Source organism: Alishewanella longhuensis (assembly GCF_014653435.1).
In the GTDB taxonomy this organism is placed as follows: domain Bacteria; phylum Pseudomonadota; class Gammaproteobacteria; order Enterobacterales; family Alteromonadaceae; genus Alishewanella; species Alishewanella longhuensis.
In genome coordinates, this window is the sequence record NZ_BNAO01000009.1 from 91930 (window position 1) to 114824 (window position 22895).

General features: G+C 48.8%; 23 protein-coding genes. 14 read left to right on the forward strand and 9 right to left on the reverse strand.

The annotated features are described in order from the left end of the window. Positions 1 to 56: 56 nt before the first annotated feature. The 3 genes from IE163_RS15280 to IE163_RS15290 form a co-directional block, all read right to left on the reverse strand. On the reverse strand, positions 57 to 1226 hold the full coding sequence (locus tag IE163_RS15280; RefSeq protein WP_189433861.1) for an MFS transporter: 1170 nt from the start codon (positions 1224 to 1226) through the stop codon (positions 57 to 59). Positions 1227 to 1306: 80 nt separating this feature from the next. Continuing rightward, complete coding sequence (locus tag IE163_RS15285) at positions 1307 to 2083, reverse strand: amidohydrolase (RefSeq protein WP_189433862.1); 777 nt, start codon at positions 2081 to 2083, stop codon at positions 1307 to 1309. Next, a complete protein-coding gene (locus IE163_RS15290) occupies positions 2071 to 3249 on the reverse strand; it encodes a methionine aminotransferase (RefSeq protein WP_189433931.1) in 1179 nt (392 codons plus the stop codon). The genes IE163_RS15285 and IE163_RS15290 overlap by 13 nt, the downstream gene beginning before the upstream one ends. A gap of 217 nt (positions 3250 to 3466) precedes the next feature. Between IE163_RS15290 and IE163_RS15295 the strand changes: the two genes are divergently transcribed. The 4 genes from IE163_RS15295 (at position 3467) to IE163_RS15310 (ending at position 6454) form a co-directional block, all read left to right on the forward strand. Continuing rightward, the gene (locus tag IE163_RS15295; RefSeq protein ID WP_189433863.1) at positions 3467 to 4108 is read left to right on the forward strand and encodes a methylthioribulose 1-phosphate dehydratase; all 642 of its coding nucleotides are present in this window, start codon (positions 3467 to 3469) and stop codon (positions 4106 to 4108) included. Continuing rightward, positions 4105 to 4779 (forward strand): acireductone synthase, encoded by a 675-nt coding sequence (gene mtnC, locus IE163_RS15300; RefSeq protein ID WP_189433864.1) that lies wholly within the window; start codon positions 4105 to 4107, stop codon positions 4777 to 4779. Before IE163_RS15295 ends, mtnC begins: the two co-directional genes overlap by 4 nt. Before the next feature lie 3 nt (positions 4780 to 4782). Further along, entirely contained in the window at positions 4783 to 5325 is a 543-nt protein-coding gene (locus IE163_RS15305; RefSeq protein ID WP_189433865.1) for a 1,2-dihydroxy-3-keto-5-methylthiopentene dioxygenase, read from the forward strand. Between the two features lie 223 nt (positions 5326 to 5548). Further along, complete coding sequence (locus tag IE163_RS15310) at positions 5549 to 6454, forward strand: LysR family transcriptional regulator (RefSeq protein WP_189433866.1); 906 nt, start codon at positions 5549 to 5551, stop codon at positions 6452 to 6454. Between the two features lie 428 nt (positions 6455 to 6882). Here IE163_RS15310 and IE163_RS15315 read toward each other — a convergent pair whose 3' ends face one another. From IE163_RS15315 to mtnA, 3 genes are all read right to left on the reverse strand, one after another. Next, on the reverse strand, positions 6883 to 7731 hold the full coding sequence (locus IE163_RS15315; RefSeq protein ID WP_229833598.1) for a substrate-binding periplasmic protein: 849 nt from the start codon (positions 7729 to 7731) through the stop codon (positions 6883 to 6885). Between the two features lie 199 nt (positions 7732 to 7930). After that, positions 7931 to 8257: a hypothetical protein gene (locus IE163_RS15320; protein WP_189433868.1), complete on the reverse strand. Its 327-nt coding sequence runs from the start codon at positions 8255 to 8257 to the stop codon at positions 7931 to 7933. A 117-nt stretch (positions 8258 to 8374) separates the two neighbouring features. Beyond that, positions 8375 to 9406 carry an S-methyl-5-thioribose-1-phosphate isomerase gene (gene mtnA / locus IE163_RS15325; protein ID WP_189433869.1) on the reverse strand — a complete coding sequence of 344 codons (1032 nt, stop codon included), beginning with the start codon at positions 9404 to 9406 and terminating at the stop codon, positions 8375 to 8377. Between the two features lie 91 nt (positions 9407 to 9497). Between mtnA and mtnK the strand changes: the two genes are divergently transcribed. The 6 genes from mtnK (at position 9498) to IE163_RS15355 (ending at position 15894) form a co-directional block, all read left to right on the forward strand. Next, positions 9498 to 10700: an S-methyl-5-thioribose kinase gene (gene mtnK, locus IE163_RS15330; RefSeq protein ID WP_189433870.1), complete on the forward strand. Its 1203-nt coding sequence runs from the start codon at positions 9498 to 9500 to the stop codon at positions 10698 to 10700. 160 nt (positions 10701 to 10860) lie between these two features. After that, the gene (locus IE163_RS15335) at positions 10861 to 11541 is read left to right on the forward strand and encodes an ABC transporter ATP-binding protein (protein WP_189433871.1); all 681 of its coding nucleotides are present in this window, start codon (positions 10861 to 10863) and stop codon (positions 11539 to 11541) included. Then, entirely contained in the window at positions 11529 to 12470 is a 942-nt protein-coding gene (locus IE163_RS15340) for an HlyD family secretion protein (protein ID WP_189433872.1), read from the forward strand. The genes IE163_RS15335 and IE163_RS15340 overlap by 13 nt, the downstream gene beginning before the upstream one ends. Before the next feature lies 1 nt (position 12471). Beyond that, complete coding sequence (locus IE163_RS15345; protein WP_189433873.1) at positions 12472 to 13476, forward strand: HlyD family secretion protein; 1005 nt, start codon at positions 12472 to 12474, stop codon at positions 13474 to 13476. Beyond that, positions 13476 to 14657, forward strand: a complete 1182-nt coding sequence (locus IE163_RS15350) for an efflux RND transporter periplasmic adaptor subunit (RefSeq protein ID WP_189433874.1) — start codon at positions 13476 to 13478, stop codon at positions 14655 to 14657. Before IE163_RS15345 ends, IE163_RS15350 begins: the two co-directional genes overlap by 1 nt. A 1-nt stretch (position 14658) precedes the next feature. Further along, a complete protein-coding gene (locus IE163_RS15355) occupies positions 14659 to 15894 on the forward strand; it encodes an ABC transporter permease (protein ID WP_189433875.1) in 1236 nt (411 codons plus the stop codon). Here the strand turns inward: IE163_RS15355 and IE163_RS15360 are convergent. Next, positions 15891 to 16655, reverse strand: a complete 765-nt coding sequence (locus IE163_RS15360; RefSeq protein WP_189433876.1) for a substrate-binding periplasmic protein — start codon at positions 16653 to 16655, stop codon at positions 15891 to 15893. The genes IE163_RS15355 and IE163_RS15360 overlap by 4 nt on opposite strands. A gap of 120 nt (positions 16656 to 16775) precedes the next feature. Between IE163_RS15360 and IE163_RS15365 the strand changes: the two genes are divergently transcribed. The 4 genes from IE163_RS15365 to IE163_RS15380 all read left to right on the forward strand — a co-directional run bounded on the left by IE163_RS15365 (position 16776) and on the right by IE163_RS15380 (position 19830). Beyond that, positions 16776 to 17492 (forward strand): DUF5020 family protein, encoded by a 717-nt coding sequence (locus tag IE163_RS15365; protein ID WP_189433877.1) that lies wholly within the window; start codon positions 16776 to 16778, stop codon positions 17490 to 17492. A gap of 143 nt (positions 17493 to 17635) precedes the next feature. Further along, the gene (locus IE163_RS15370; RefSeq protein WP_189433878.1) at positions 17636 to 18079 is read left to right on the forward strand and encodes a nucleoside deaminase; all 444 of its coding nucleotides are present in this window, start codon (positions 17636 to 17638) and stop codon (positions 18077 to 18079) included. A gap of 5 nt (positions 18080 to 18084) precedes the next feature. Next, the gene (locus IE163_RS15375) at positions 18085 to 18873 is read left to right on the forward strand and encodes a transporter substrate-binding domain-containing protein (RefSeq protein ID WP_229833599.1); all 789 of its coding nucleotides are present in this window, start codon (positions 18085 to 18087) and stop codon (positions 18871 to 18873) included. 60 nt (positions 18874 to 18933) lie between these two features. After that, positions 18934 to 19830: an exo-alpha-sialidase gene (locus tag IE163_RS15380; protein ID WP_189433880.1), complete on the forward strand. Its 897-nt coding sequence runs from the start codon at positions 18934 to 18936 to the stop codon at positions 19828 to 19830. A 146-nt stretch (positions 19831 to 19976) separates the two neighbouring features. On the opposite strand, the gene IE163_RS15385 is transcribed toward IE163_RS15380, so the two are convergent. After that, entirely contained in the window at positions 19977 to 20576 is a 600-nt protein-coding gene (locus tag IE163_RS15385; RefSeq protein ID WP_189433881.1) for a redoxin domain-containing protein, read from the reverse strand. A gap of 51 nt (positions 20577 to 20627) precedes the next feature. Then, positions 20628 to 22694, reverse strand: a complete 2067-nt coding sequence (locus tag IE163_RS15390) for a protein-disulfide reductase DsbD family protein (protein ID WP_189433882.1) — start codon at positions 22692 to 22694, stop codon at positions 20628 to 20630. Between the last annotated feature and the right edge of the window lie 201 nt (positions 22695 to 22895).

Genomic DNA, 22895 nt, shown 5'->3' on the forward strand with positions numbered 1-22895 from the left:
AACTCTATTGCTAATGGGCATATAGTTTTGCGTTGTTTTACGTTAAGGTCAAGCGCTCACTGGTGTAAGCGGCTAAGTCGCCGAGAAAACAGCACAAGCATTAACAATAACCAACCGCAGGCTAACGGCACCAGCCAATAGGCTTGCAGAATACCCGCCTGCTGCGCCCACAAACCGGTAGCCAAGCCGGCAAACTGAAAACCGATAGAGCTACCAATGCTGGCAATGCCGGATAGCACCGGGCCATTGTCGCTATCTATATCCATTACGGTTGCCAGCATTAATGGAAATAAACCACCAATACCCAGCCCAAGTAGGAAGTTGCCGGCAGTCAGCAACGAGATACCCACACCCCATTTAATAAGTAAGGCGCCACTGAGTGCCAAAATACCCAACAGCAGCATAAGCGAAGCGGCACTTAACCAGCGCAGCAATAGCGCAAACCCAAGCCGGCTAAGTACCATACCGCCAGTAAACCAGGCTAGCAGCAAACGCGCTTGCTCTGATGCTAACCCCAAACCATCAACTGCATAGCTGACAAACCAATTACCCTGACCCCACTCTGCTGCACCATAGCCAATCATAACGAGTAACAGCAGCATAAATAACGGCTGCCGTAAGACATTACCATACGACAAGCTTCGGCCACTCGACTGGCTAGCTGCCGCCAGCATGGGCTGCGCTTTCGCGACTTGCCAGCTATAAAGCCCAACGAGCAAAAGCCCCAGCGCAATAATCCGCACTGGCCAGCGCCAGTCATCCAATACCCAAAATAACGCAACCACCCACAATGGTGCCGTTAAGGTGCCCAGGCTAAACATAAAGTCCATCAGCCCCATCATAGCAGCTCTTTTATTAGCAAATAGCCTGGCAATAAGCGTATGGCCAATAGTAAACATAATAGAATAGGTCATGCCCACCAGCACAATCAGCGGCAACAGCCAGTACCACGACGGGATAACAGAGAGCAACAACAGCAATACCACTTCACAAAATGCCAAGGCAGCAAATAAGCGCAGAAAATGAAAGCGCTGTGCGTACTTGCCGCCCAGGATGGCGCCGATAATAGTGCCAAGCGACATCAAGCTAAAAAACAGCCCACTGATGGTTGCAGACATGCCCAGTGCCGCCGCCATATCGGGCAATAATAAGCCCCAAAGAATAATGAGATTTCCCAATAGAAAAAAACCGCTGAAAATAACGGCGGTAGGCGCGCTGCGCGACATGGCTTACTCCAAAAAAATAGACCGGCGAACGCCGGCCGTACTGCTCTGTCTCACCAAAAAACCAGAGACATTATCTGATGCTAGTTAAGGCTAAAATCGTCTGCATCCAACTGCGCCGGGAACTTAGCTCTAAAGGTTGTCAGGGCGGCCAAATCGGCCACGGCATACAACACCCCGGCTTGCGCTGGCGCTAACTCTGCCAGTGGCTGGCCTAAATAATCGACGATTAAGCTATCACCTGCATAATCGATGGCATTAGCATCCAACCCTACCCGGTTGCAGCCAAACACATAAGCTTGATTTTCAATAGCACGGGCTTGCAATAACAGCCACCAGGCACGGCTACGAGCAGCTGGCCAATTGGCTACATAAATCATCGCATCGTAGTCACCGTGATTACGGCTAAATACCGGAAAGCGTAAATCGTAGCAAACCTGCAGCAAGATACGCCAGCCGCGATAACTGACAATAACCCGCTCGCGGCCAGCCTGATATGCCTGATGCTCACCGGCCATCCGGAATAAATGCCGCTTATCGTAATACTGTACCTGACCATCGGGCGTAACAAAATACAAACGATTAACCAGGGCACCAGCTTGGGTACGCACCGCTAAAGATCCCGTAATAGCACACTGATATTGTGCGGCCTGCGCCTGCATCCAGCAAAGGGCTGGCCCAGGCTCTGGCTCGGCAATTTGCGTGCTGTCCATACTAAAACCACTGGCAAACATTTCTGGCAGCACAATAAGATCAACTGGCTTTAGTGTTGCCAATTGTGCCGTAAGCTGCTGTATATTCGCCGGGCAATCTTGCCAGACAAGTGCAGTTTGCAATACCGCGACCGTTAAAGTTGACATAATAGCTCCGCTGCAGCAGCCAGTGTTTGTTGCTGTTTGGCAAAGCAGAGGCGAATGATCCGCGCCTCTGAGCCTTGCTGATAAAACACCGATAAGGGAATAGCGGCTACCTTATGCTGTACCGTTAGCCATTGGCAAAATTCGACATCTGTAAGTTCAGGGGCAATAGCACGGTAATCGACCAGCTGAAAATAGGTGCCTTGGCAGGGTAACAAGCGAAAACGGCTAGCCGCGAGTTGCTTTGCAAAAAAATCGCGCTTTTGCTGATAAAAAACACCAAGGCCTGCGACCTGCTCTGGATGTGCTGCCAGCATATCGGCAATGGCATATTGTGCCGGGGTAAAGCTGGCAAAGGTCACATACTGGTGGATCTTGCGAAACTCTGCCGTTAAGGCGGCGGGTGCGATGGCGTAACCGAGCTTCCAACCGGTAACATGAAAGGTTTTGCCAAAAGACGACACCACCACAGTGCGCTCAGCCAGCGCGGCAAAGCCATGAGCACTCAATTGAGGCTTGGCATCAAACACCATATGTTCATACACTTCATCGCTAATACAATATAAGCCATGCTGGCACACCAACTGCTCTAGCGCCTGCCAATCGGCCCGGTTAAATACCATACCGGTTGGGTTATGCGGGCTATTAACAATAATCAAGCGGGTACGCGGCGTAATGGCCGCAGCAACCTGCTGCCAGTCCACCTGATAGCTTGGTGCTTCTAAGCGTAGATGCACCGGCACGCCACCGGCCAATTGAATTGCCGGGCTGTAGCTATCATAAGCAGGGTCAAACAGGAGCACTTCATCGCCCTGCTGTACCAGCATTTGAATCGCCACAAATAACGCCTCTGTGGCGCCGGAGGTGACAGTGATCTCAGTCTCAGCACTGACCTCTCGCTGATAGCAGTGTGAAGTTAACGCGGCTATTTGCTCACGTAAGGCGACTACCCCTGGCATAGGAGCATATTGATTTAACCCTGCCTGACTATGCGCCGCTAAGCGGGCCAGCAAGCTGCTATCCGCCGGAAAATCCGGAAACCCCTGAGATAAATTAATGGCTTGCTGCTGCGCGGCTAATTGCGACATCTGACTAAAGATGGTGGTACCCACCGCAGGTAACTTGGAGATAATCGACATAAGCAGAGAAAAAGTTGCGAAAACCTGCATCAATGCTATCATTTGGCAGGTTTTAAGTATAGACATCTAAACGTTCAAACGTATATACCCTTCATCCTTGAAGGTACGGGGGTGTTGGGTATAGAGCTAATATTGTTACACGCTCTGAGCTGCTTTTACCTTAACTCCGACAACGCTGGAACAAATCAAAGTTCAAAACAAGGTTGTGTTAATAGCAGCCAGGATGTCGCAATCAGGTCTGATAACCATGAATCATATGACACATATTCAACAACTCAATCCGAACGCCGTAGCACTCTGTAGCCTGGGACGCTGGATCGCCAGCCGCCATTGGGTACCGGCTACCGGCGGTAATTTCTCTATTCGCCAGGATGAAAACACCGCCTTAGTCACCGCCTCGGGCAGAGATAAAGGCGAGCTTAGCCCGCAAGATTTACTGCCGGTAAGCTGGCAGCAGGAAGAACTCTTTAGCCCACTAGGTAAACCCTCGGCCGAAACCGCGCTGCATGCCCAGCTTTATCAGCTCGATCCGGCTATTAAAGTGGTACTGCATACCCACTCCGTTGCGGCCACTGTGTTTTCCCGCATTATCAGCACTGAGCAGTATTTTTTTAGCGGTTATGAAATGCAAAAGGCGATAACAGGTGTCACCAGCCACGAACAAAGCTTGCCGCTGGCCATTTTCGATAATACCCAGAATATTCCTGCCCTAGCACAACAAGTAAAACACTGTTGGCAAACTAAGCCGCTGAATTTTGGTTTGTTAGTACGCGGTCATGGGCTTTATGTTTGGGGCTACAGCTTAGAACAGGCAAAAAGGCATTTAGAAGGTTGGGAATTTCTTATAAACTGCGAACTTGAACGTATTAAACTGACAGGAAAGCCGTGAAGTATTCCGCCATTATTACCGATATCGAAGGCACAACCAGCCGCATTAGTTTTGTGACCGAGGTGTTATTTCCCTATGCCCGGCAGCATTTACCTGCCTTTGTACGTAGCCAGTGCCAGCAACCTGAAGTGGCGCAAGAACTCGCCGCGGTGCGCCAGCAGTTACAGCAGCCTGACGCTGATATTGAGCAATGCATTAGTGCCCTGCTTAGCTGGCTGGATGCCGACCAAAAAATTACCCCGCTAAAAAGCCTACAGGGCATGATTTGGCGCGCGGGTTACGAGCAAGGCCATTTTACCGGCCATTTATATCCAGATGTGGTAACGCAATTACAGGCCTGGCATGCGCAAGGCATTAAGCTGTATATTTATAGCTCAGGCTCAGTCGCTGCACAGCAGTTACTGTTTAAGTACAGTGATGCTGGCGATCTTACGCCGCTATTAAGTGGCTATTTTGATACCCGCATTGGCGCGAAACGCGAACTGGCCAGCTATGCCGCCATTTTACAGCAACTACAACTTCCACCTAATCAGGTGTTATTTTTATCCGATGTGGTCGCCGAGTTAGATCCCGCCAGAGAATTAGGCATTGCTACGGTGCAATTGATCCGCGAGCAGCAAGCCGCTGGCGATCATGCCATCGCCCACGATTTTTCTCAGATAGAGGCATAAGCTATGAGTTCATTGCGTATTTTTTCGGTAAACCAACCTCAGGATCTCTGCTTGCAGACGGAAGATGTAACGCTGATTACAGAAAAACTACAGCAAAAAGGCGTACGCTTCGAACAATGGCAAGCCGCAGCCCCCATTACCGCCGACAGCACTACCGAGCAGGTAATGGCGGCTTATGCCGACGATATAACGCGCTTAAAACAGCAGCAAGGCTATATTACCGTTGACGTGATTTCCTTAAGCCCAAACCACCCGGACAAAGCAACCCTACGGCAGAAGTTTTTGGATGAACATATTCATACTGAAGACGAAGTACGGTTTTTCGTACGTGGCCAAGGCTTGTTTTGCCTGCATTTAGACGATGAAGTGTATCAAGTGCTGTGCCAACAAAATGATTTGATTAGTGTGCCGGCCAATACGCCACACTGGTTTGATATGGGCACTGAGCCTGACTTTACTGCCATCCGTTTATTTAATAATACCGAAGGTTGGGTCGCGCACTTTACCGGTGCCACCTTATCGCGGCAATTCCCCTTATTGGATTAAAGGCTTAGTGGTTGCCCTAAATCAGGGCAACCACGGCTCGCAGTAAAAATAAAACCGCAATTACCGCCTGTAACAAGGTTATTTTTATATAATGGTTCAGCTCTTGCAGTAAATTTGTCATACTTTAATGCTATACCCAAGTCACTTCAGGCTAAACGACACGCTATCGTGAAGTTGTTTGGATATATCTACTAACTGGATGCTTAATTGCAGGTAAGATTGAATGTCGTTGCAAACCCCGCTACGTGGCTTACGTTGTTTCTGTGTGGCCGCTGAATGCCTTAGCTTTAAAGAAACTGCGAAGCAGCTTTATCTAACGCCGTCTGCAGTTAGCCATCAAATTAAACAATTAGAAGATAACTTAAACCTTAGCCTGTTTGAGCGGAAAACCCGGGCGATAGAACTCACGGAAACGGGAAAACAGTTTTATCTGGAGATAAAGCCGCTGTTAGAGCAGCTTAGCCAAACCATTAATCAGTTTAGCCAGGTAGAGCGTGTACTGGAAGTCAGTATCTCTATGCCCGAGTTTTTTGCCAGCGAGCTGTTTGTGCCGCGCTTACGCGGTTGGTCTGAGCAATACCCGAATATCAATATCAAGCTGGAAACGGTAAAGTCTCGCCGCGAAGGCCCCAAGTATACCGATGTCTCGGTGATCTTATCCGGCAAAAAGCCGGTCGAAGGCACCGTTTATGATCTCTTTCCAATCAGCTATTTACCGGCCTGTAACCCGGCGTTATTTCAAAGACTGCATGGCAAAGGCTATCGCATTTTAGAAAAAACCCCGCTCATCCTGCATCAGGCCCGCCCTACCGCCTGGCATCAATGGGCCGAGCGAGTGGGCTTTCATCAATTTCAACCCAAGCAAATTATGCAGCTCGATAGCATGTTTAGCGTCGCCCGCGCTGCGCAGCAGGGCTTAGGCGTAGCGCTGATCCCTATGCCTATTAGCCATGCCTGGTTTAGTAGCGGCTCTTTGGTCAAGTTATTTGAGCAAGAATTGGTAAGCCGCGATCGTTATTATCTGGTACAGCATGATTCCGATTCCGAGCGGCCAGAAATTAAACTGCTGATAGATTGGATCCTGCAAAGCTTTAATAGCACCGATTTTGCTTTACCACCAGTCACTTAAACACTAGATCACGCCTTAATCAATCAACATATACTTGCAAGCTGGCAAGCGTAAACCGCCAGCATCTTTCTGACAAAAGTTCCTTTATGACAGGTGAATTTTTTTCACTTGTCAGGTTTTTTTTTATCGTTTGTACAGCTGATTGGTACGGCTTATAGTTAACCCGTGTTCGAGATTCGAATACAGCGGTTAAAGTTGTTGAAGGGTGTAACCTACCCTTACCTGTCTACCTTGTCTTAGCCCGATTGAATAAGTCGGGCCTTTTTTTGCCAAAAAATCATGCCTCTGCTAACAACGTCGCGCTAGTCACCCCAGATTGGAGCAGGCACTAACAGCCTGCAACCCAATTAGCATTAATGTTCTAATCAAGTTTTGCAGATGAAACTTTTTTTATATAGGCGAAATATCTGGACATAACCCACCTTCTTTTACTCACTCTGGTTTTTCAGCAACAACTGCGCAAGCTCAGCACCCAGTTGTTCAGTTAACACTTGCTGATAACGTGGGCTTTGCAAATAGCCGCCGTCTGCGGCAAAGAACGCCTCTAGCAAGCCTGCCCAATCATTGCTGTGCGGCATAATAAACCCAAAGGTTTCGCCACTTTCTGCGGCTATAGGATGATCACGCAGTGGCATACCTGCTTCACGGGCGCGCCAGTAATTATAGGCATCAACGTAGGCATAATATTGACCACTGGCTACCTTGGCTAATAAATCTGGGTTACTGCTTACCTGCTGCACTATAGCATTGGGCTGATATTGATCGCGCAAGCGGTTGATCCGTTGTTCATGCAAGGTGCCGCTAAAGGCGAGCGGCTTTAGCTTCGCAAACTGCTTAGGCAATGCCTGCCACTCTGGCAATGGCGATATATCCTGATGGGTAATAAGCGCAGCGATGTTATGCAAATAAGGCGGTGAAAAGGCAAGTTCTTGTTTGCGGGGCTCAGTAATGGTGACATTGCCCAAACCAAAGACGCCACCTTGTGCGTGCACGATACGTTGATAAAACTGCTGCCAATTTGTCTCACTAACAAAGTTAAGCTGCACCGCTAGCTGATGTTGTTGCTTTAGCCAACTGGCAAAGTCTTGCATAATTTCTACGCTAACCCCGGTTAGTTGCCCTTGCGGATTAATATAAGCAAAGCCTTCGGCAGGTACGTACAACACAGTAAGCTGTATCGTCCTCGCGAGCCCGCTCATCTGAGCTTGCTGGGTAACCTGATAACTATCTCCCTGATCAATGGTATCACTGGCAGATACTGGGGTTACTGCTATCAAAACAAGTAACAGTATTATTCCAATTAAGAGACTTGAGGTAAAAAAACTGCGGTTCATACGATAACAACAAATTAGTAGCTCGGTTCGCTATCTTTACAAAGCTGGCCGGAGCTGTCAAAAAATCATTTTTAAACGCAACTGGAGTTTTATAAAGGGCCATTGCCACTTAATAGCAGCAATAGCACCTTGAGGATGAAGATTAATTGCTGGTTTTACTGGCTTTTAATAACTCAATTTGGCTTTTACTTAAGCGAATAGCACTACCAGGGTAAGGGCGACCACCCGCGTAGTTCCATTCTTTTGGTGTACTCTCTTCAGCAATTTGCTTAAAGTTGTTACACACAGACCGTGATGGCGTCATGCCCAGCTTTCTCGCGTACGCGGTTAAATAGCTTTGCTCTGCGCCAGCAAGGCTGAGCAAGCAATAGGCTTCTGTCGAATAAACCACTTCGTCATCTGTTTCTGCAATCGCATTTACCGCGGATAAACCAACAGAGAGCACCAAACAGGTTACAATCTTCTTCATAAAAATTCCTTCGAGTTTTAATATTAACGTCATAAACCACGTCTTTTTAAAACTAGACGAACTTTAGCTGATTGCCACTGTGCATGTATTAAAAAAGTCTAAATGATCAAAAACACGTCAATGACTAACAATATGTTCTAACACTCCATCAGCAATTTGCTGCTGATTATAGACCCCGGTATCCAGCACCCAACCCGTCACTAAACTGGCGGGGGTCACGTCAAACGCCGGGTTAAATACCGACGCTTGTTCCGGTGCCCACAGCGTTTGGCCAAAGGCACCACTTACCCCTCGTATTTCATCGGCTGCGCGCTGTTCAATCGGGATAGCGCTACCATCCGGGCAGCTTAAATCGATGGTGGTATGAGGGGCCACCACGTAAAACGGTACTTTGTGATAATGCGCCAGCACAGCTAAGCTGTAAGTGCCCACTTTATTGGCAAAGTCCCCATTGGCGGCAATACGATCGGCGCCGACAAAGATGCGATCCACTTCGCCACGCGCCATCAGCATGCCAGCCATATTGTCGCAAATAAGCTGATAAGGAATACCCAACTGCTGGCACTCCCAGGCCGTTAAGCGACCACCTTGCAACAACGGCCGGGTTTCATCGACCCAAAGCTGAATAGTTTTACCCTGCTGCTGCGCCAGGTTAATCACCCCTAAGGCTGTGCCGACACCCGCAGTGGCTAACCCACCGGTATTGCAATGTGTTAATAGCCGCTCATTTGGCTGTACTAACTCAGCGCCATGCTCGGCCATGTTTTGGCACAGGGCCACATCTTCGGCGAATAACGCTTCGGCGCAAGCGACTGCGGCATCGGCAAAATCGGCTTGCCGTAAGGCCTGAATCATCGAATCGAGGTTATTCATTAAATTTACTGCGGTAGGCCGGGCAGCGCGCAGTATTTCAGCCGCTTGCAGCAGTTGTTCACGGCTATCCCCCTGAGTCGCCCGATATGCCAGCAATAAGCTGGCACCAATACCAATCGCCGGGGCTCCGCGCAGCTGTAAGCGCTGAATCAAGGTCACCATCTGTGCTACGGTGGTGCAATGCAGCCAGTTTTGCTGGTGCGGTAATAGCGTTTGATCTAATACGTAGAGCTCGCCCTGAACAGTTTTTAGGCTAAGTGCCAGCAAGTTTTTCATAACATATATCCATTTAGCGTTGCGGACGTCTAGAAGTTTTGCGATTATGCAAGCTTTCGTTTTCCGATACAAGCAACAGAGGCTTTTTTAGATGACGGCTTATCATATCTTTACTCCCGAACAGGCGATGCGTTTTGCCGATGAGCATAGTGAGCTCTTTGGTGAACATAGCAAACTTAGCGCGGCCGAGTTTGGCGATGGCAACCTTAACCTGGTGTTTCGGGTAGTCAATGATAAAGGTACCTCACTTATCGTTAAACAAGCCCTGCCCTATGCCCGCTGCGTGGGCGAAAGCTGGCCACTGAGTACCGACCGTGCGCGGATAGAAGCCGAAGTATTGCAGCTACATGCGCGTTTTTGCCCGGAACATACGGTAGAGGTATTACATTTCGACCGCGAGTTATCGGCGATTTTAATGGAAGACCTAAAGCAGTATGACATCTTGCGCACGGCCTTAATCAAAGGTAAACATTTTAGCCACTTAGCAGCACAGTTGGCGCAGTATCTGGCGCAAACCTTGTTTTATACCAGCGACTTTGTATTAACCGGCCCGGCAAAAAAAGCGGCAGTGGCACAATTTATTAACCCAGACCTATGTTTAATAACCGAAGATTTGTTTTTTACCGATCCTTACTGCAACCACGAGCGCAATAATATCCACAGCCTTATTCAACCAAGGGCACGCGAGCTCTGGCAAGACGAGGAGTTAAAAGCCGAAGTCGCAGCATTAAAAGCTGACTTTTTATCCAAACCTCAGGCGTTACTGCATGGTGATGTGCACAGTGGCAGCATTTTTATTAACGAAGAAAACTGCAAAGTTATCGACGCTGAATTTGGTTTTTATGGCCCTATTGGTTTTGATGTCGGCTCCTTAATGGGTAATTTGCTGATTAACTACGTGGCGAGCGCCGGGTTATTTAGCGATCCACAACAAGTGCTAAAACAGCAACAATACCTGTTATCGCAAATTCAAGCGTTATGGCAACAGTTTGCTGAAACCTTTAGCCACCTGCAACAAACGGCTACCCAGGATCCGGCGTTACAAAATGAGCGCTATCAGGCCCGGTTTTTACAGCAGGTGTTTGCCGATGCGATTGGCTATGCCGGCTGTGAATTAATTCGCCGCACCGTTGGCTTAGCGCATGTAGCCGATTTGGAGAAAATTAGCGATGCAAAAACCCGGGCTAGCTGCGAAACCCATGCTATTGAGCTGGGCCGCCGTTTAATTCTCGCCCGGCAGAACCTCACATCGATAGAGCAGCTATTGGCTTTAGTGCAAACACTAAAGCGCTAACTAGGGTTAAAACCCCTGATTTACAAGCTCAAATACCGGAATATCGCCCCGTTATCAACGCTGCAATAACTGCTTACATTTTTGCGAATACAGGTCGCTGGCTGCAATTGGGCAGCCATGGCACACTGTTGTTAATAATCTATTACAACAGGGAACCGCGATGATAGCAGCCAGCGCGCTTTGTAAGTTTTTTGGTAGTGGCGATACTCAGGTAAAAGCCCTACGCGATGTCAGCTTAACGATTGCTGAAAACGAATTTGTCGCCATTATGGGTAGCTCTGGGTCAGGTAAATCGACCTTAATGAATATCCTGGGCTGTTTGGATACCCCAAGCAGTGGCCACTACAAATTAGCGGGCGCCAGCGTCAGTGAGCTGGATGACGAGCAGCTTTCTGCCATGCGCAACCAGCATATTGGCTTTATCTTTCAGTCTTTTCATTTATTACCCCGCTTAAGTGCTGCCGAAAACGTTGCCTTGCCACTGCGCTACACCGACACGCCTACTGATGAAGCATTGCAGCGCGCCGAACGATTGTTACAGCAAGTGGGGCTTGGCCATCGTATGCATCATAAACCTGCTGAGATGTCAGGCGGACAGCGGCAACGCGTCGCCATAGCACGGGCTTTAATTAACAATCCCAAAGTGATTTTTGCCGATGAGCCAACCGGTAACCTCGATAGCAAAACCTCAGTCGAAATTATGCAGCTCTTAACCGAACTACACCGCAATGGTAATACCGTAGTGATGGTTACCCACGAGGATGATATCGCGGCCTATGCACAACGGGTGATTAAGATGCGCGATGGGCAAATTTTGGAGGATAGTGCATGTTCGGTTTAAGCTTGTTACTTGCCGCGAGTTTGAGTCAACAATTACAAAGTGACTTACCGCTATTGCTTACCGGCAGTCTGGTATCAGAGTACCGGCAAAACATTGTCGCGCCGATGAGTGATACCTGGCGCATTCAGGTGCAATGGTTAAAACCGGAAGCTGAAGCGGTAAAAGCCGGTGATTTAGTGGCGGTGTTCGACGCTGGCACTATTCAGGCCAATATAGAGCGGTTAAAAAATCAGCTCATCAGCACCCAGGAACAATTAAAGCAGCTAGAAAGTCAGCATGCGTTAAAAGTGATGGAAGCAGAATTTGAGCTAGCGCGACGGCAATTATTGTTAGAAAAAGCAGACATTGATGCGGCAGTACCCAAAGATAATCTTAGCCTGTACGACTATGAAAATAACCAGCTACTACAACAACGCGCTACTACCGAACTAAAAAAAGCCCGCGAAACACTGGCTACTGCCAGGCAAGAACAACAAACCGCCTTATTTAAACAACAATTACAAATTGAAAAAACCGCTGCAGAGCTGGCCGAAGCAGAGCAAAACCTCACCAAAATGAGTGTTTACGCCGAGCGCGATGGTGCTATTAGCTATAGTTTGCATCCCTGGTATCGCACTAAGCTGTTTGCCGGTGTTACCGCCCAACCTGGTTGGTTAATTGCTGAAGTCACTGAGTTGGAGGGGCTTTATGTCGAGGCCTGGGTGCACGAAGTAGACGTGCCGCGCTTACAGCAAGCCACCGCCATCAGTGCCCGCTTTGATATCGCCCCAGAGCAGCAATTTCCGGTAAGCCTGCAACTATTGGCAGGACAAGGCGAAAAGCGGCAGTCTTGGGGTAATGCCTTGTATTATAGAGCCAAATTTACGGCCAACAGCCTGCCGGTAGCTCAGCCTTTATTAGGCATGGGCCTGTTGCTGGAGGTACGCTAAGATGAGTAAAAAACGGTTAATCGCTATTACAGCAAGCTTAGGTTTACTGCTACTGGCTAGTTGCTCCCCCGCCCCGGAAACCAGCAGTAGCCCACAGCAGCGCCAGCACGTTCGCGCTACGGGCCAGTTGGCGGCAGCCAGCTTTTATACTGTGTCGCCCCCTAGTGTCGGCCGAATGTGGCAGTACAATATTAGAGAAATGGCAGCCGAAGGCACTCTGCTAGAGCCCGGCATGCCGGTTATCGCTTTTGATAGCCAAACGGTACAAGACGAGTTACGTAATAAAAATATTGAATTACGTAGTGCCCAGCAAGAGCTAGCCAATCGTTTAACCACCGACGAGCAACGCTACGAAGAGCTAAAGCTGCAGCTGGCGGAACGCAAGAATGATCATGATCGTGAACAACGCAAAGCGGAAATTGTGGATCACTCACGCTCAGAGAATGACCGCCGTAAAGCGCAGATTGATTATACTATTGCCCAAAGTCAGTATCAGCTGGCACAAAGCCGCTTAGACTTTCATCAGCAACAACGCGCGGCCGAGGAGCAAATTATTTCTTCGAAGATTGCGCGTTTGACTGCCGAAGTACAGCAATTACAACGTGAAGTTGCCTCATTGCAAATCACAGCGCCCCTTGCAGGAATTATGGTCTATGTGCCTGACTACAATGGTGAAAAATCTTCCGTAGGCGACACCGTTCAATTTGGCCAGCCCATTGCCGAGGTCAGTCAGTTAGAAAGCCTGTATGTCAAAACCGAAATTGATGAGGTCGATTTAAAATATTTGCGGTCTGGTTTGACGGTACAGATCACTTTGGACGCCTATCCTGAGCGCAATTTTAGCGGCATTCTCACCGACTTAGGCACTGCCGTACGCAACAAAACCGCGGAAAACCTCAGCCGTGTAGTGGATGCCCGTATTAAGCTGGATGAAACCGATGTCAGCATTATGCGCCCCGGGATGAGCGCCCGTTTACAAATTCGTTTAACGCAGGGAGCCGAATAATGCGCCATCTAGTCGTTATCGTCAGTTCCCTTTGCTTCCTGAGCGCCTGTGGTAAGGCGCCAGAAAATACCGCCTTACTGCAGGTACAACTTACTGCGCTGGAACATCGAATTCAGGCTGAAGGCGAACTCTATGCCGTTAATGCCATTAATATTAATGCGCCACAAAGTACCCGCGGCCCGCGTTTTATTGCTGAGCTAACCGCTGAGTACAGTAGCGTCGCACCGGGCGATTTAGTGATCCGTTTTGACGCTACCCAGCTAGAGCGTAGTCGCCGCGATGCCGCCAATGCACTGTCCGGTGTACTGGCAGATCAGGATTTTAAAGGCTCACAGCAACAAGCTGAACTGACCAATATTGGGCTGGATCAGCGCTTAGTGCAGCAAGAGTTTGCCTTTGCCGATCGCTTTAGCATCGACGATGTACAAATTCGCTCACGGCTGGAAATTCTGGACTCCATGCAAAATAAAGAATTTTTGGGTGAAAAGCAGTCTTACTTAAACTGGCAGCAACAAAGCTTTGCGGCTCGCTCCCAAGGCGAGCTAGATTTATTGCAACTGCAAAAAGGGCAGCAACAGGGTTTGTTGGAGCAAGCAGAAACTGGCTTAGCCGCACTGGAAATACGAGCGCCACATCATGGTATTTTGCTTTACGACACCAACTGGCGCGGTGAAAAACCTGAAGTTGGCCGTATGGTATTTCCGGGAGAAAAAATTGGCAGTATTCCGGATCTAAGCCTGCAACATCTGAAACTGCAAATTATTGAACAAGAGGCGGTTGGCTTGGCGGTAGATCAGTTAGTGTCTTTTCGCTTAACAGCGCGTCCAGAGCAAGTACTGGAAGGCCGGGTAAAAAGTGTTGGTCAGGTTGCTCAATCACGCGAGCGACGGGATCCGCGGCGCTATATTGAAGTGATTGTAGAGCCAAGTGCCCAACAGGATTTTTTCTTACCGGGTGCTAAGATACGCGCCGAGATCCAAGCCAATACCCTAGCAGAGGTCGTGGCTATCCCACTACAAGCTATCTTTAATGATGAACAAGGCCAATATGTCTGGCAACAACAAGGCGGCAGTTTGCAGCGGCAACAGGTGACCTTGGGCGCCAAAAGTCTCACTCACGCCGAAATTACCGCTGGCCTTAGTGCTGGCGATCGCATTAGTTTACTGCCACCGGAGCAATAAAATGAAACATAGCGCCATGCTAAAAGATACGCTGGCCGAGTTGGCACAGCATAAACTGCGGACATTTTTAACCTTGCTGGGGATGATTTTTGGGGTAGGTGCAGTAATTGCCATGCTAAACATCGGTGAAGGTGCGGAGCGCGAAGCCTTAAAAACTATTGAAACCATGGGGCTGCGTAATATTATTGTTGAAAGTAAAAGTTTTGACGAAAAAACTCTATTAGAGCACCGTAAACATTCTCTGGGGGTTAGCCAAAGTGATTTGCAGGCGGCGGTAAGCACTTTACCGGGCATTACGGGTTTTAGTGCGGAGCGCCAACTGGAAACTTACGCCATTATCAGCCATAGCGGCAAAAGTGAAGGCGTTGCGGTAGGCGTACTGCCCAGCTATATGGAGCTCAGCAGCCTCCCTTTGGCCAGCGGTCGAAACTTTACCGAGCAAGAGGATCTTTATGCGGCCCAGGTCGCGGTACTCGGCTCGCAAATGGCCGCCAATTTATTTCCTGCAGGTGATGCCTTAGGCCAGTATGTAAAAGCGAACCATGTCTGGTTACAAGTTATTGGTGTGCTGGCTGAACCCTACAACAGCCAAAACGAATTTCAGGGCATCAAGCTGGGCGGTGAGCAGAACCAATTGTTTATGCCTTTGCAAACCGCGCAAAACCGCTTTCGCAGCGTACCATTGGAAGCAGAACTCAGCTCCTTTCGGCTGCAACTGGCAGAAGGCGCAAACAGCGCAGTGGCTGCGCGCATGCTCAATCATTTGTTACAGCAACGCCACAATGATATTGATGATTTCCGCCTGATCGTACCGGCTGCACTGCTGGCACAACAAGAGCAAACTCAGAAAATTTTTAATATTGTTATGTCCTGTGTTGCCGGTATTTCCCTGCTGGTAGGGGGTATTGGCATTATGAACATTATGCTGGCCACCGTGTTAGAGCGCACCAAAGAAATTGGTTTGCTACGTGCCATTGGCGCAACTAAGCGCGATATTAAACTGCAGTTTGTGGCCGAAAGTTTTACCATTGCTATTGTTGGCGGCATCGCCGGTATTCTGTTTGGGATTATTCTCTCCGAGCTGATTGCATTTTACTCGGGCTGGGCGGTGTCCTGGTCGTTGCCGGCGATAGTGCTTAGCTTTAGCATCTGCGCTTTAATTGGTATCGCTTTTGGCGTCTATCCAGCCATTAAAGCCTCAGAGTTAGATCCTATCACCGCTTTACAAACGGATTAACGACGTTGCTGATCGCAAGCCGGCTGCAGATTTTGGTTGGCTTGCCGGAAATACCTTAACTGCAGTTCGGTAAAAGCGGGTTGTTGCCACAAGTGCTGCTGCGCCTCACCAAAGGCAGCAGCAAGCTCTGGACGATGAAAAGCCAGCCGATAAAAGCCGCCGGGTAAGTTAAAAAGCTTCAGTGCAGGCTCTGCAGCTAATGCATCCAAATGGTGACCTAAGATATTACGATCTAATATTATGGCGTCCGCTCTGCCCCGTAACAGCATATCAACTTGCGCTTGCTGATCGACGGTTTCACTGTAATCCATCATTTGCGTAACCGCCCAGCGGAATTCTTCACCAAGCACCTGTTCAGCTGTCTGAAACGCAATAACGCGCTGCCGAGCTAAATCGGCTAAGCTTTGAATATCCAGTTTACCGTCAGCTAACGTCGTCACGACGTTTTGGTAATGAATATAAGGGCAGCTGTAGAAATATTCTGGCAAGGTGCTATGCATCGGCTGCAATGTCACTGCATCAAATGCGCCGCTTTTAAACAAAGGAAGCAAACGACCGTTCGGTACATGAGTAAATTCTGCACGCATCCCTGCCGCTGCAAACAAGGCAGTTAACAACTCTAGTTCATATCCAGAGCCAGAAGTCAGATCAATATAAGGAGGCTTATGTAAACCAACCAGCACCTGCACCCTAGGAGGCTCTGCCAGTGCAGGATAAGATATAGCAAAGACTAAACATAACCCAAAATATAAACTTCGCATCCACAGCTCCTCTTAGCAAAGCCTATACTTAGTGTAGTTGATTTTACACCCGACCGAGCTTGCGACAATTAAATAAGCAGGCTTAACTTAGGGCGTGTTGAGGTTTTAAAGGGGTTCGCGATGCGCATTTTTTTAATACTCTGTGCATTATTCTCTTCGCAAAGCAACTCCAAGGTGCTGTGGCAGGATTATCGGTTAACTTACCTTTATGGTGAAAACTACCGTTTAGGTGAACCAACCCGGCAGGTACTTACCATTGAACACGCCGCTCAAACCAGCTGGGGTGATAATTTCTTTTTTCTTGATCATATGCGTTTTCAAGATGGTAATCGCACCAACTATGCCGAAATCCAGCCGCGTTTTAGTTTAGCGAAAAATAGCCATCTCAATTATCAATTTGGCCCGGTGCAAGATGTGTTGCTTGCCGCACATATAGAAATGAGCAGCTTCGCGACCAATGTTTTATATGGTATCGGTTTAGATTTAGCCATACCGGGATTTCGTTTTTTCCAAACCAATCTTTATCGACGCAACAACGACAAAGTCGCTGATAATTGGCAATTAACCCTGGTCTGGGCCTATCCTTTTCAGATTGGCGAACAACAATTTCTGCTGGATGGTTTTCTAGACTGGGCAAGTGGCAGTGTTGACCAACGTGCTAATCTAAATCTTACACCGCAACTTAAATGGCTAATCAGCCCCCATTTGGGGCTCGAGAGTCCGCTTTGGCTGGGTATCGAGTATGTGCTGTGGCAAAACAAATTTGGTGTTGCTGATAGCGAACACCTGCGAAGCCATGAAAGAAATGTAAATGTGTTAATCAAGTGGCATTTTTAGCAAGACCACTGCAAAATCTGAATTACGCTGGCTAATATGGCGCCAAACTTACACTTAGCCACGGCTGAGCGAGGCGTTACGAAAAACATGGCTCAAATGCCTTAAAACAGCTAGGCTGAGTAAGAAACGTTAAGGAGATTAAAATGCGCGATCCCTTTTTACAAGCGGCCATTGATGAAGCCAAAAAAGGTTTAGCAGCAGGTGGCATCCCTATTGGCTCTGTCCTGGTGATCGATGGCAAAATTGTTGGCCGCGGCCATAACCAGCGGGTACAGCAAGGCAGTGCTATATTGCATGCCGAAATGCATTGCCTGGAGCAAGCGGGTCGTTTGTCATCGGCTGACTATAAAAAAGCCACCCTCTACTCTACTTTATCGCCATGCGATATGTGTAGTGGCACCGCCTTACTGTATGGCATACCGAAAATAGTCGTTGGTGAAAACCAAACTTTTCAGGGGCCTGAAGCCTATGTCCGTAGCCGCGGCGTGGAACTTAGCATAGTGCAGGACGAGGAATGTATAAAGCTGATGCAAGACTTTATCGCCGCCGCACCTGAATTGTGGTTTGAAGATATTGGTAAGGTATGAAAGCCGTGTACAAGAACACAGTACGTACGCTGTCATGTTTGTTAATGCTGCTGTTACCAATGGCTTTCGCCAAAGTCCCGGTGCGGGTTGGCGCTTACGAGTTTCCACCTTATGTACAATTTCAGCAAGACCAGGCCACAGGCTTACTTGTTGAGCTAATTGCACAACTAAATCAATTGCAGCAGGAGTATCACTTTGAACTGGTTATGACCACCGCTATTCGTCGTCATCAGGATTTTCAACAGGGTTTGTTTGACGCCATTTTCTTTGAAGATATAAATTGGGGCTGGCAACAACGCGCTATCGAACTACAACAGTCGCCAGCCTTTGCCAAAGATGATGAAGTTTTTATTGCGCTACGCAGTAGGGCCGAATCGCAGCAATGGTTTGATGATCTTAGCGGAAAAAGTATGGCCGGCATTCTGGGTTATCATTATCGCATTGCTGATTATCAAACTGCTCCAGAGTTATTGAGCAGCCAGTATTTGCTTGTTCCCGTAACTGATCACCATGCCAGCATAGAGCTTGTTTTCAAACAACGTACCGATACCGCCATAGTGACCCGATCTTTCTTATCACAATATCTGGATTTACATCCGCAATACCGTGAGACCTTGCTGATCTCAGAGCGCATTGACCAAAGTTATCAGCATCAGCTCCTGCTGCGTGCGGAGCATCCACTTGATATCGCCACCTTGTATCAGTGGGTGCAACATCTGTTGCAACAGCCTGCTTTACAACATGCCCTAGCACAGTATGGACTGCAACTCCTGCCACCTATTGCCGCGGAATAGCACTATCATGTTTAGCAACCAATCATCCAGTCTGCTATTACCGCTTAACAGGGTTCGTAAATGAATATTCAATGTATCTGGCAAGCAGCGACACATAATGCCTTTACCGATCTGATTGCTTGGCAGGATGCGCTTTGGTGTGTCTTTCGCGAAGGCAGTGCTCATGTGTCAGCAGACGGCGCTTTTCGCTTACTACGTTCCATCGATCAAGGACAACATTGGCAAAGTGTGGCCCTAATAACCCATCCATCAGCTGACTTGCGTGATGCTAAATTTAGCCTTCTAACCGATGGTCGACTGATGCTGTATGGTGCGGGTGCCTTACATGACAACAGCCAGCAGAGCCATCAAAGCTTTGCCTGGTTTTCAGTAGATGGTTTGTACTGGTCAGATGCTGTGACTATTGGTGAGCCGAATATCTGGATCTGGCGCCTGAACTGGCAGCAGCATCAGGGGTTAGCGCTAGGTTACAAATGCGGCGGCGAGCCACGTTTTGTGCGCGCCTATACCACTGAAAACGGTATAGACTTTCAGCCTATTACCCCAGACATTTACAGCAGCAGTTACGCTAATGAGAGCGGTTTAGTGTTTGCGACCGATGGTACCGCACTGTGCCTGCTGCGTCGCGATCCAGAGCATGGGCTATTTGGCCAAGCCAAGCCACCTTATAACGAATGGCACTGGCAGGATATTGGCTGCCGGATTGGCGGCCCGCAGTGGTTAGCACTAGCGGATGGACGCTTACTGGCTTGTGTGCGGCTGTACGATGAGCGGATAAGGACCAGCCTTTGCTGGGTAGATCGGCACAGTGGTCAGCTTACCGAGTGGCAGGCCTTGCCCTCTGGTGGCGATTGCAGCTACGCCGGCATGGTGTTGCAGGACAAACAGCTCTATATCAGTTACTACTCGTCACATGAAGGACAAAGCCGTATTTACCTGGCGACATTATTGTTGTAAAAATCAGGTTACTCAACCAGTTACAACGATATTAAGTTATAAATTACGTGTCTGCATTTACAATAAAACGCGACGTAGGAAAAACGATAAAAAAGCTGCGACAACCAATTTGATTGCAGCAGCTTGCGGCTAAAGCTGTTCAGCTTTTAGTATTTGATACTGCAGCCATAAGGCCGGGTTACCGCAGGATCAGGCGTTTGCCCTGCTAACACCGCTTTGCCCGCATTAGCAAAATACGGGGTTGCCTTGGCAATATCTTCTACTTTTGCTGATGGGATACTGTCGATGCCGCCCATATATTGCAGTACGCCGTTTTTATCAATCACGTACATATGTGGAGTAGTACGGGCATCATAGGCCTTACCCATTACGCCATCTTCGTCAAAAATCACTGCGGTTGGTGCAGCACTGCGGCTACTGGTTAGCTCATCTGATTTGGCCTGATCAACATGGCCTTGTTTCCCCGGCGCCGACGAGATCACACTTAACCACACCACATCAGCTGAGGTCATTTCTTGTTGCAATTGCTGCATATTGCCCTGGTAATGTTTTACGACAAAAGGACAATCGTGGTTAGTCCACTCCAGAACCACATTTTTGCCGGCAAAATCTTGTAAGCTATGTACCTGCCCAGCTGAGTCTTTTACGGTAAAAGCAGGTGCTGGTTGGCCAACTTGTGGCGCGGCAGCCAAACTACCGGCGAACAGCGCTGCAGCGGCCACGGCTAACAGTTTCATCTTTTTCATATAATCACTCCTGTTGCATTGAAATTAGTAAAGTAAAATTACACTGCGGCTTTATTGCTTACTAAGCCGCTCTAAGGTTTGCCGGAGGGTATCCGGCGTTAAAATCTGTGGTAACACTTCCGCTGGCTGGCCTGGCCAATACAACACGTATAAAGGCACACCATCGCGCTGATACTGATGCAAATAGGCGGTGATTGCCGCATCGCGGCGTGTCCAATCACCTTTTAGATAGGTCACATCATAAAGTGCCAAAGCGGCCTTGCTGCTATCCGTATTAAGCGCTACCCGCTCATTAACCAAACAGGTAATGCACCAGTCTGCTGTCATATTCACTAACACCGGCTTACCTGCGGCTTGCAGCTGTGCCTGCTTCTCTGCACTCCAGCTCTGCCAGTGTGCAGCCGTGGCTTGAGCAGAAGTTGCCACCAGCCCTGTTGGTGTAGCAAACCATACCAGCCAGAGCGCCAGCACAACAAAGCCTACCGCAAATACGGGCTCTGCCTTGCCTTGCTGGCTTAACTGCCAACGCCCCCAGAGCCAGCAAGCCGCTGCCAGCGCCACGGCACCACAGAGCAATAACGCCAGCGCATCAATACCGGTTTGCCGGCCAAATACCCAGGCTAACCAGATAGCGCTCAGATACAACGGATAAGCCAGTAACTGTTTTAACGTATCCATCCAGGCACCGGGTTTGGGTAGTAGCCGCGCCAACGCCGGAATGTAGGCCAATAATAAAAAGGGTAACGCCATCCCTAAACCCAAGGCAACAAACACCAGCAGCGCCAGCGCTGGCGGCTGGGTTACCGCATAACCCAGAGCGCCCCCCATAAAGGGCGCAGTGCAAGGGCTGGCAACGACCACTGCCAATACACCGGTAAAAAACGAGCCTTTAGCGCCTTTTTGCTGCGTTAAGCCACCACCGGCGTTCATTAACCCTAAGCCAAATTGCACCAGGCCCGATAAGCTTAAGCCCAACGCAAACAATAAATAGGCTAAAGCGGCAACTAACAGCGGGCTTTGTAACTGGAATCCCCAGCCCACTGCCGCCCCGGCAGCGCGCAGGGCAAGTAGCACGCCAGCAAGCGCCACAAAACTTAGCACTACCCCCAGGCTATACCACAAAGCATCGCTTTGTTGCTGTTTGCGCTGCCCGCTATTGCCAGCAATACTTAGCGCCTTTAACGATAACACCGGAAACACACAGGGCATTAAATTAAGAATAAAACCACCGGCGGCAGCCATCAGCAACACTAACCACAACGCCTGCCCGCTGTTGCTTGTCTCTAGCTGCCCTGCCACGGCCAGATGTTCTGCTGCTTTTAAGCTCAGGCTATAACCCTGACCATTAGCGCTTACCAGCACCAACTCGAATTGTTCAGGCGCCTGAGTAAAATAGGTATTGAGCTTTTGCCGCAGTAACCATTCGCCCTCGCTAAATAACAGCTGTTGTGGGGCGGCATGATCGACCAGCTCAGTCGCTGCGACAAAAAAGCCTTGAAAATCTTCATCCGGCAAACCGGCGATAGCGGCAGAAAAACTGTCACCAGCAATATCATAGTAACCACTTAACGCTAAAGGCTGCGGCTGACTCGCCTGTGCTTTGCTAATCAGCTCAGCCGCGTAAGCAGAACGCTCGGCGTTTTCGGATACCGGGATACTAAATTGAAAACTCGCCTCAGCCGGAATACAAATTTCCTCACAGACCAACCAATCTACTTTGGCAGCGATTTCCAGTTCTTTCTGAGCAAAGTCTGTCGGGATCTTAAGCTCGGTTAATAACACCGTCGGGCCGGCAAAGCCGTAATTCATCATAGGGGGAATGGAAAAAAACTGCGGCGTTGGCCATTGTATTGACCCGGCAGTCACGCCCTGCGGTAAGTGCCAGTCAATACTGGTTGGCAAGCCAGAATCGCCTGGATTGATCCAGTAAGTATGCCAGTGCTCATCGGGAATAAAATGCAGCGCCAGCAAGACGGATTGTCCAGCTTGTACCGTCTGGTATTCACTGACCAGCTCAGCCTGTAAATGCTTAGCTTGCTGCCAACCGCTGCTTGACGCCGCGGCCGCTGCACTAAAGCACAATAAAATACTGCATAACAGTGTCACGAGTAGTCGCATTAATGTTGCCCTTTAAAGCTTTGATAACGCTATTCAGTACTCTATCAACAGAACTCTGAATTTTGATAGCAAAGTCATTTACTCACGTTACGTTATTACAACACAAGCGATCACTTTGTCAGGTAAGACGAACGAAAATTCAGCTAATTGCAGCAAAAAACGCGATAAACTGCTATATTACCAAGCCTGCCGGGCAAGTTG

Excerpts from the sequence above, each read along its gene's own strand:
- IE163_RS15280 (WP_189433861.1), bottom strand. The coding sequence starts at position 1,226 with ATGTCGCGCAGCGCGCCTACCGCCGTTATTTTCAGCGGTTTTTTTCTA.
- IE163_RS15285 (WP_189433862.1), bottom strand. The coding sequence starts at position 2,083 with ATGTCAACTTTAACGGTCGCGGTATTGCAAACTGCACTTGTCTGGCAA.
- IE163_RS15290 (WP_189433931.1), bottom strand. The coding sequence starts at position 3,249 with ATGCAGGTTTTCGCAACTTTTTCTCTGCTTATGTCGATTATCTCCAAG.
- IE163_RS15295 (WP_189433863.1), top strand. The coding sequence starts at position 3,467 with ATGAATCATATGACACATATTCAACAACTCAATCCGAACGCCGTAGCA.
- IE163_RS15305 (WP_189433865.1), top strand. The coding sequence starts at position 4,783 with ATGAGTTCATTGCGTATTTTTTCGGTAAACCAACCTCAGGATCTCTGC.
- IE163_RS15310 (WP_189433866.1), top strand. The coding sequence starts at position 5,549 with ATGTCGTTGCAAACCCCGCTACGTGGCTTACGTTGTTTCTGTGTGGCC.
- IE163_RS15320 (WP_189433868.1), bottom strand. The coding sequence starts at position 8,257 with ATGAAGAAGATTGTAACCTGTTTGGTGCTCTCTGTTGGTTTATCCGCG.
- mtnA (WP_189433869.1), bottom strand. The coding sequence starts at position 9,406 with ATGAAAAACTTGCTGGCACTTAGCCTAAAAACTGTTCAGGGCGAGCTC.
- mtnK (WP_189433870.1), top strand. The coding sequence starts at position 9,498 with ATGACGGCTTATCATATCTTTACTCCCGAACAGGCGATGCGTTTTGCC.
- IE163_RS15335 (WP_189433871.1), top strand. The coding sequence starts at position 10,861 with ATGATAGCAGCCAGCGCGCTTTGTAAGTTTTTTGGTAGTGGCGATACT.
- IE163_RS15340 (WP_189433872.1), top strand. The coding sequence starts at position 11,529 with ATGTTCGGTTTAAGCTTGTTACTTGCCGCGAGTTTGAGTCAACAATTA.
- IE163_RS15345 (WP_189433873.1), top strand. The coding sequence starts at position 12,472 with ATGAGTAAAAAACGGTTAATCGCTATTACAGCAAGCTTAGGTTTACTG.
- IE163_RS15350 (WP_189433874.1), top strand. The coding sequence starts at position 13,476 with ATGCGCCATCTAGTCGTTATCGTCAGTTCCCTTTGCTTCCTGAGCGCC.
- IE163_RS15355 (WP_189433875.1), top strand. The coding sequence starts at position 14,659 with ATGAAACATAGCGCCATGCTAAAAGATACGCTGGCCGAGTTGGCACAG.
- IE163_RS15360 (WP_189433876.1), bottom strand. The coding sequence starts at position 16,655 with ATGCGAAGTTTATATTTTGGGTTATGTTTAGTCTTTGCTATATCTTAT.
- IE163_RS15365 (WP_189433877.1), top strand. The coding sequence starts at position 16,776 with ATGCGCATTTTTTTAATACTCTGTGCATTATTCTCTTCGCAAAGCAAC.
- IE163_RS15370 (WP_189433878.1), top strand. The coding sequence starts at position 17,636 with ATGCGCGATCCCTTTTTACAAGCGGCCATTGATGAAGCCAAAAAAGGT.
- IE163_RS15380 (WP_189433880.1), top strand. The coding sequence starts at position 18,934 with ATGAATATTCAATGTATCTGGCAAGCAGCGACACATAATGCCTTTACC.
- IE163_RS15385 (WP_189433881.1), bottom strand. The coding sequence starts at position 20,576 with ATGAAAAAGATGAAACTGTTAGCCGTGGCCGCTGCAGCGCTGTTCGCC.
- IE163_RS15390 (WP_189433882.1), bottom strand. The coding sequence starts at position 22,694 with ATGCGACTACTCGTGACACTGTTATGCAGTATTTTATTGTGCTTTAGT.